Origin of the sequence: Huintestinicola sp., assembly GCF_050874005.1 — a bacterium.
Taxonomy (GTDB): domain Bacteria; phylum Bacillota; class Clostridia; order Oscillospirales; family Ruminococcaceae; genus Huintestinicola.
The window spans coordinates 1-8,384 of record NZ_JBNMJV010000067.1; the positions used below are offsets into that span (position 1 = coordinate 1).

Consider the following 8,384-nt stretch of genomic DNA (forward strand, 5'->3'; position numbering starts at 1 on the left):
TATGCACAAACCAATGCAGAAATTGCTTCGTCAAAAACGTTCCACCGGAACGTTTTTGAGGGTAAGTTATCTCAACCGCTCTACAAGGGGAGGCGGTCGTGTTCGCCTCCCCTCGAAATGCTGTCGCATTTCTCACCCCTTGCTCCGTTCTTGAAGGATAAAGGAGATTTCGCCGTCTGCGGACGGCGACAAGGGGGCGCCGCCCCCTTGACCCCTGCCACCTTTGAAAAGGTGGACGAAACTTTTACTATGACCTTGTTTGTGCAATATTTTTTTAATAGCACTTTATCAACAAGCTGAGAGGACAGGGTCTCCCCTGTCCACGGAAATAATGCTCCTACTTTTTCAGCATTTTTCTGAAAAGCTCTGCCAGCTCCTCGTTCCTGCCGTCGGGATAATCGTCATACAGACCGAAGGCAGGCTCGTTATATACGTGATAGTTAAATCCGATATCATATTTTCCGCACAGACTTATCATATCCCTCACCCAGCCGATACCGTTGCGCCCGTTCTCGAAACCCTCCGAAATAACGCCGAATTCTCCGAGGTAAAGAGGAACGTTATGCTTTTTTGAAAATTCTGCATAAGGCAGAATGGACGCTTCCAGATAATCCTTGTCAAAGCTTTGAATATTTTTGCTGAGAGACATATCCATTCTTATCTCCGGGGAACCCTTGTCATATTTTATATACCCCGATATCATATACTTATATCCCTTTTTCATCTCAAAGCGCTTGAAGTTATGCACATAAAATGATTTCGTTCCCGAGATTTTAAGGCAACCTGCCGCCTTGCGTCCGTCGTCGGAGCAGTATTCGGAAACGCCGCTGCCGTCCTCGCTCCAGGGACTGCCGCATATTGCTTCATCGGAAAAATCTGCCGAAAAGAGCGTTCTTCGCTTACCTCGGGGCGAAATTTCCGTCAGGGTGATATCGTCAAAATATACGGAGCCGTCCCGACCAAGATTTGAAGCGGTAACAACAGGCGTTACAACATTGACCGTATCCGAAAGGGAAACGATCTTGCTTTCAAAGTAAGTCCAGCCCTTCGGGTCTGTTGATCTTTCTGATGCAGCCTCGCATTTTACCCAGCCGTTTATTGCCTTCTCCCCCACTATCTCCTCCGAGGGATAGGTCATTGTGATACCTTCCGTGCCTGCCCAGCCCGTGTTCTGATGGGTGAAGAAAAAGGGGTCGTATTTATGGAACTCATAAACGATATTATCATCGTCAATATCCGCAAAGGAATGTTCGGGGGTGAAATATTCATATTCCCTCTCACCGTCAGGCTTGACAGCGGAGCATATCAGCTCTATGAATATTGCCTGATAAGGAGAAACACTTCTTATTTCGGAGGTGAGTCTCTGCATCAGTTTATTGTACTGCTCATATGTCTCCTCCATCGTGTCCTTCATCGGCACCACAGGCTCATTTATCAGCCCATATCCCCATACCGTCGGCTCATTTGCATAACGCTCTGCAATTTTTTTCCAGAGAGCAGTAAGCCTGTCCCGATTTTGCTTGTCCTTCCAAAGTGCTGTGCCCTCGCCGTTAGACTGATATCCGCCCTGGGGACAATGCATATTTATTATTATGCCCATACCATACTTTTTTGCCCAGGCGATATTTTTATCAAGCCACTTAAAGCCCGATCTCTTATAATGATACGGAGCATTATCGCTTTCAAACAGCCCATAATTGATATAGAACCTAACACAGTTAAATCCCATCTCCGAAAGCTCTTTGTAAGTATTTTCATCGTGGTGGGTCATATCGGGAGATGACGGATTTCCCCACACGCTGTTGCCCAGAGCCATACCCTTGATATGAAGCTCCCTGCCGTCAGTTCCTATTATCTTCCTGCCATCGGCGTGGACGAAATCATCTGCCGAATATTCTTTTGCCGAAACGGGAAAGCCTGCGGAAACGGTCAGCATAAGTGCGGCAAAAAGCAGTGCGGCAGGTCTTAACAGATATCCGAAAAATCTTTTGACTTTCATTTTTTATCATTCCTTTCCCCGAAAGACATATTATCCTTATATTTATACTGTCATATTTTTAAAGCTGTGTCAAGCATATATTTGTTAATTTTTAACAAATTAAGCAAGGCAAAAAATACAGCACAAAGCTTTTTTGAGCCTTGTGCTGTATGGTTACACTATTTACTTAGCTGTCTTAACAATAGCCTCGACTATCTCGGGATAATTGAATTCCTTTCTCTCTCTGCTGTAAACGCCGAAGCATTCGCCGCCGCTCTTTCTGCCCGAGTTGTTGTCCCACAGTACGCAGGGGATATTATACTTTCCTGCGCCGCTGACGTAGTATTTCGCCCAGGCAACACGGTCTTCAAGGTTGTTCTTGTTGGTTGCGCCGAACTCGCCGATAACAACGGGAGTGCCCTTGCTTACAAAGATGCTGTTCAAGTCTTTGAAGAACTTGTCAAGCTCCTTCTTGTCATTGTCGGAAAATGTTCCCGAACCGTTTGCGTCCATTGCGAAGAAATAGGGATTATATGCGTGAACGGAAACGATTATCCTGTCATCGTCGGGAAGCTTCATCTGTCTGAGAATGCTTGTGGAGGAGGTCGCAGCATAGGAAGGCACCATAATGTGACGGTATGCGTTATTGCCGCCTGTTTTGCGGATAGCGCTTACTATCTTCTCGTTGAGAGTATAAACGACCTCTCTCTCCTCGGCAGTTCCGCCCGACCATTCCTTTGCGCTGCCCTCGGTGCGGGGTTCATTCAGGGTCTCGAAGATGAGATGCTCGTCGTAATCCTTGAAGGTATTTGCGATCTGAGTCCAGAGGGTTGTCATCTTCTTGACGGACTTGTTAAGAGTTTCCTCGCTCTTTACGCAGCCGCCGATATCATAGTAGCTGTTGTCGTGATGAGAATTGAGGATAACGTAAACGCCGTTGCCGTATGCGTAGTCCACAACTTCCTTTACACGCTTCATCCAGTCCTTGTCCACATTTCCCTTGGCGTCGCAGTGCTTGCCCCAGGAAACGGGTATTCTTATGGTCTTGAAGCCTGCCTCGCAGATATCGTCTATCATTTCCTTGGTGGTCTTGGGATTGCCCCAGGCAGTTTCGGAGCCGAGACCTGTTCCCAGAGCGTCAAGGGAGTTGCCCAGGTTCCAGCCTGCGCCCATATCCTTCACAATATCCATAGAAGACATCTTGGTATCAAAATCCTTTGTAGCCTTGGCGGGAGGCGTCTTAGCCGAAGTGCTGCTGTCTGTTTTGCTGTCTGCGGTATCAGACTTGCCTGTTGATGTGACCTTGACGGTGACAACAGCCTTTTTGCCGCTTCCGTCGGTGGACTTTACGGTTATCTTTGCAGTACCGGTCTTTACGGCTGTAACAACACCCTTGGAGCTTACTGTTGCAACGCTCTTGTCGGAAGTGGAAAAGCTCAGCTTCTTATTTGAAGCGCCGGAGGGGGAAACGGTGGGCTTGATGGTATATGTGCCGCCCTTCTTTACGGTAACGCTGCTCTCGGGAACGGTCACGGAGGACACCTTTGTGCCTACGGTGACCTTCACGGAAGCTTCTGCCTTTGTTCCCTTTACCTTGACGGTAACGGTTGCGCTGCCGTTCTTAACGCCTGTGACCTTTCCCTGAGAAGTCACAGAAACTACATTCTTGTCCGAAGTTGACCATTCAAGAGTGTAATTCTTCTTTCCGGAGACCTCGGGAGTCATTGTGACAGATTTGCCTTTAATAATTGTAATCGTTTTCCACAGCAGAGATACTGATACCTCAGCTGCACTTGCCGAAAAGCCAAGTCCGCAGCAAAGGCTAAGCACCATAGCCATAGAAATCAGCAATGACAAAAATCTCTTCATCTGCTTCATTCCTTTCATATTACGTTTCTGCCCCATACCCGCTATGGGGCAGAAACATTTTTATACACATTATATTTTACCATTATCGCCCGGTAATTTCAATTAACATATCATATGAACTTGCGCCCTGTTATTTATTGTTTTTGCCCAAGCCCGAAGATATCCGCAAGCTTGAAAATGAGGAACAAAAATACCGCTCCGAACGCTGCACCGCAGGTATCTATAAGCACGTCAGACGCCATACAGGCCCGCCCGGGAACAAAATACTGATGCAGCTCGTCGGAAACAGCGTAAAGTCCGCCCAAAGCAGCGGATAAAAGCAGCCGTTTTGCCTGTCTTTCGTCCTTTCCCACGCCTCTCATTCCGAAATACATCGCCGCTCCCAAAGCGGCATATTCAAGAAAATGTGCGCTCTTTCTTACTATCACCGTAAGAAGCTCGCTGCCTACATTTTCCTCTCCCGCAGCCGCAGAAACTACTCCGTCGCTCAGTACCGTTGATTCGTCCCCCGTCTGGGCTGAAAAGAAAAATATGACAGCCATTATCACAAATGCGGGGATAAAGCGGAGGATTTTTTTCTTTTTCATATCAGTCTGAACTCCGCCGAATTTTCCGTTGTGCTGTCGGGCCCGATATAAAGTATAAAGCTGCCCTTTTCGGCGGTGCGCTCCATATTGATATCGTAAAATCTCAGCATATCCTCGGTTATCTCAAATGAAACGGTCTGTTCCTCTCCCGGGGCAAGGGATATTTTCTTAAAATCTTTAAGCTCTCTCAGCGGACGGACAACGCTGCCCTTAACATCACGGATATAAAGCTGAACGACCTCCTTTCCCGCTCTGTCGCCCGTGTTTTTCACCCTGACATCTGCGGTTATCCCACCGCCTGCCGTAAGGACATTGCTGTCAAGGGTCACGGGTGAGTATTCAAAGCTTGTGTAGGAAAGTCCATATCCGAAGGGATATAACGGGATATTGGGGGCGTCCATATAATTGGAGATGAATGGTATAAATCCTTTGGAATTATCGTCCTTTGGTCTGCCCGTGTTAAATGCGCTGTAGCTTATGGGGAGCTGTCCCGTACAATATGGGAAACTCATCGAAAGCCTGCCCGAGGGAGAGATCTTTCCCGAAAGGATATCCGCCGCTCCGAGACAGCCTGCGGTGCCCGGGAGCCACAGCTCTATGATCGCCGCCGCTTTTTCGGCAATTTCCGGAATGGCAAGGGGTCTGCCGCCGAAAAGCAGAACGACTGTATTGGGATTTACCTCGGAAATTTTTTCAAACAGCCGCTTCTGCTCCTCGGGGAGAGATATGTCCGTGCGGCTTCTTGACTCTCCCGTTCCAAGCTGATCTTCGCCCAGGGCAAGGATCACAGCTTCCGCTTTTTCTGCGGCAGCAAGGGCTTTTTCATCGGGGATATCCTGTGGGAGAAATTCAAATTCAATATCGGGGCAAAGCTCCTCGAGAGCGGCTCTCAGAGTTACGGTTTTTGAGTTGTCCGCAAAAATTGCCCAGGAGCCTACGATATCCCTGCTCTCGCAGAGGGAGCCTATGACCGCAATTTTCTTTGCCTTGAGAGGGAGTATGCCGTTGTTTTTGAGCAGCACGATACATTCCGCAGCCGCTTTTCGGGACAGCTCCATATGCTCTTTGCAGCAGCAAAGCCGTTTTTCATCCTCCTCGGAAGCGTCCTTGCAGGGATCTTCAAAAAGCCCCAGCTTGTTTTTGAGTCTCAGAACACGCATTACAGCCTCGTCAACCGTTTTTTCGGACACCTCGCCGCTCTTTACAAGCTTCTCAAGATCATTCAGATAGCAGTCGGACATCATATCAATATCCACGCCCGCATTTATTGCTTTTTCGGCGGCGTCACGGCTGTCCTCCGCCGCACCGTGAATGACCGTCTCTCCAATGGCGTTGTAATCGCTGATAAGAACGCCCTCAAACCCCATTTTATCCCTGAGAACGTCACGCAGAAGCTTTTGGGATATGGTGCAGGGAACACGGTCAAGAGTGTTGAATGCGGTCATAGCCATCTCCGCTCCCGAATTAACCGCCGCCTCGTAGGCAGGAAGATAGTCCTCGAAAAGGGTTCTTTCCGAAAGCTCCGCAACGTTATAATCCCTGCCCGACTGCACCGCTCCATAGGCGGCAAAATGCTTGAAGCAGGATGCGACTTTTCCCTTGTCTCCGCAGTTTTCCCCCTGAAAGCCCCTTACCATAGCGGCAGTCATACGGGAATTAAGACAGGGGTCCTCACCAAAGCTTTCCATACACCGTCCCCAGCGGCTGTCACGGGCAAGATCCGCCATTGGCGAAAAGGTAACGTGTATGCCTGCCGCAGAAGCTTCCTTTGCTGCAATTACGGCAGTCTCCTCTGCAAGCTCAGGGTCAAAGCTTGCTCCAAGGGCAATGGGAACGGGAAATGCAGTCTTATAGCCGTGGATAACGTCCGCCATAAACATTGCAGGGATATGGTGGGGCTGCTCGGCAATAAATTTGTCCTGCAGCGCCTTTAAATGCGCCGCTCCGTGCTCGCTCAGCACACTTCCGACACGATATGGCTCATTTTCTGTGAGGTGAAAGGCGGCGGCAGGTCCTGTGAGCAGATCTGCTCCGCCGTAAAAATCGCCGTTGAGCTGAACAAGCTGCATTACTTTTTCCGAAAGTGTCATATCCTGCAAAAGCTCCGACAGCTGCTTTTCGGTCATATTGGTCATTCCTTTCTATATTTTTTCCCATAGCGTTAATCAAAGTTTATCATAATTTTATCCCAACGTCAACCGATTTTCGGCACGTTTTAATGTCAACCGATTTGCAATTTCTGTAAAATAAATCAAAGGGAAACACCAAATTTATTAAATCAAAGTAAAAAGCGGAAATATTGTAAACTGGCGTCAAATTATATGTTGACAAATATTTCCCGATATGCTATTATAAACAGGCAATGAAAAAAGGAGGCATTTTTTATGAGTGATGCGAAAAAGAAGCTGAGTGCAAAGGATATGGCGTTTACCGGAATGTTTGCGGCTGTGATAGCCGTGCTTGCACAGGTGGCGATACCTCTCCCCTCGGGCGTGCCTATAACGCTCCAGACCTTTGCGGTGGCGCTGGCAGGCTACACCCTGGGAATGAAGCTCGGAACTATTTCTGCGGCTGTATATGTGCTTATCGGTGCGGTGGGCGTGCCCGTATTTGCCAATTTCAAGGGCGGTCTCGGGTCTATTACGGGTCCTGCGGGCGGATTTATCTGGGGCTTTATTTTTATGGCATTTTTCTGCGGTCTGGGTATGGACAAGACGAAAAAGATCCCTGCCATACTTCTTGGCGTTGCAGGACTTCTTATCTGCCATCTCTGCGGTGCGGTGCAGTTTACGCTCATCAAGCAGGGCGGCTTCTGGCAGAGCGTGCTGCTGGTATGCGTTCCCTATCTGCTCAAAGACGTTATTTCCGTTGTGCTGGCTTTCGGTCTTGCGGCTGTGATACGCAGCAGGGTCAATATGGGCAAAAAGGCGGAAGCGTAAAGGAAACGTTAATTTTCACTTTCTCCCCTTGTAATTTCTGCTGCGATATGTTATAATAGAAAAAACATTGCAGGGGAGGGGAAATGTATGGGAATATCGCCTATTGGAACAGGCACCGCCGCTCTCGGGGGATTTACCTCGGGCGGAGACACGGGCACAAATATACAGCGAAAGCTTACAGAGCTTAAAAAGCAGCGTGAAGAATTTGCCGGCGCAAAAAACAAGGTTACGGACAAAAACGCTTTAGCAAACAAAATAGCCGCTCTCGACAGGCGGATAAGCACCCTCGAAAGCAGGCTTGAGAAGCTCCGGGAAGAAAACGGCGAATGTCAGACCTGCAAGAACCGCAAATATCAGGACGGCTCCGACGATCCCGGAGTTTCCTTCAAGACAGCATCGAAAATAGCTCCCGAAGCGGCTGCGGCAGCTGTCCGTGGTCACGAGATGGAGCACGTTTACCGCAATCAGGCAAAAGCTGCCAGAGAAGGCAGGGAAGTGGTCTCCCAGACCGTTGTGCTTAAAACGGGCATATGCCCCGAGTGCGGAAAGCCCTACATCGCCGGAGGCGAGACACGGACAGTCACAAAGGCGAAAAATGAGCCTGATTTTTCCGTCGGAACGGAGACAGACTCCAAGGGAAGTCTGTTTGATACGGTAGCATAATAAACTTATACAAACACAGCCGCCTTTGGCATAGTCAAAGGCGGCTCAGTCTGTTGAAAAAGAAATGACAATTGTATAATCTGCACAAACTTATAAAGAATTTGCTCTGTCAAAAACGTTCCACCGGAACGTTTTTGAGGGTTAGTTTGCATAAATTCGTAAGAAGGGGAGGCGGTCGTATTCGCCTCCCCTCGAAATGCTGTCGCATTTCTCACCCCTTGCTCCGTTTTTGAAGGATAAAGGAGATTTCGCAGATAAACTTTGTTTATCATTGCGGAAGGGCGACAAGGGGCGCCGCCCCCTTGACCCCTGCCACCTTTGAAAAGGTGGACGAAACTTTTACTATGA

8 protein-coding genes are annotated in these 8,384 nt (G+C 48.5%); 3 read left to right on the top strand and 5 right to left on the bottom strand.

Going from position 1 to position 8,384, the window contains the following annotated elements:
• The coding region (locus tag ACR0QN_RS13550) for a hypothetical protein (RefSeq protein ID WP_432651756.1) at positions 1-300 on the top strand (300 nt) is incomplete at its 5' end.
• A gap of 37 nt (positions 301-337) precedes the next feature.
• On the opposite strand, the gene ACR0QN_RS13555 is transcribed toward ACR0QN_RS13550, so the two are convergent.
• The 4 genes from ACR0QN_RS13555 to ACR0QN_RS13570 all read right to left on the bottom strand — a co-directional run bounded on the left by ACR0QN_RS13555 (position 338) and on the right by ACR0QN_RS13570 (position 6,560).
• A complete protein-coding gene (locus ACR0QN_RS13555; protein ID WP_432651757.1) occupies positions 338-1,999 on the bottom strand; it encodes a glycoside hydrolase family 5 protein in 1,662 nt (553 codons plus the stop codon).
• Positions 2,000-2,161: 162 nt separating this feature from the next.
• The gene (locus ACR0QN_RS13560; RefSeq protein ID WP_432651758.1) at positions 2,162-3,865 is read right to left on the bottom strand and encodes a cellulase family glycosylhydrolase; all 1,704 of its coding nucleotides are present in this window, start codon (positions 3,863-3,865) and stop codon (positions 2,162-2,164) included.
• Between the two features lie 116 nt (positions 3,866-3,981).
• Positions 3,982-4,434, bottom strand: coding sequence for a VanZ family protein (locus tag ACR0QN_RS13565; RefSeq protein ID WP_432651759.1), 453 nt, complete (start codon positions 4,432-4,434; stop codon positions 3,982-3,984).
• The gene (locus tag ACR0QN_RS13570; protein ID WP_432651760.1) at positions 4,431-6,560 is read right to left on the bottom strand and encodes a glycoside hydrolase family 3 N-terminal domain-containing protein; all 2,130 of its coding nucleotides are present in this window, start codon (positions 6,558-6,560) and stop codon (positions 4,431-4,433) included. Before ACR0QN_RS13570 ends, ACR0QN_RS13565 begins: the two co-directional genes overlap by 4 nt.
• Positions 6,561-6,818: 258 nt before the next feature.
• On the opposite strand from ACR0QN_RS13570, the gene ACR0QN_RS13575 reads away from it, so the two are divergent.
• Positions 6,819-7,373 (top strand): biotin transporter BioY, encoded by a 555-nt coding sequence (locus ACR0QN_RS13575; RefSeq protein ID WP_432651761.1) that lies wholly within the window; start codon positions 6,819-6,821, stop codon positions 7,371-7,373.
• An 87-nt stretch (positions 7,374-7,460) separates the two neighbouring features.
• Entirely contained in the window at positions 7,461-8,036 is a 576-nt protein-coding gene (locus ACR0QN_RS13580) for a hypothetical protein (RefSeq protein WP_432651762.1), read from the top strand.
• A gap of 5 nt (positions 8,037-8,041) precedes the next feature.
• On the opposite strand, the gene ACR0QN_RS13585 is transcribed toward ACR0QN_RS13580, so the two are convergent.
• The coding region (locus ACR0QN_RS13585) for a hypothetical protein (protein ID WP_432651763.1) at positions 8,042-8,384 on the bottom strand (343 nt) is incomplete at its 5' end.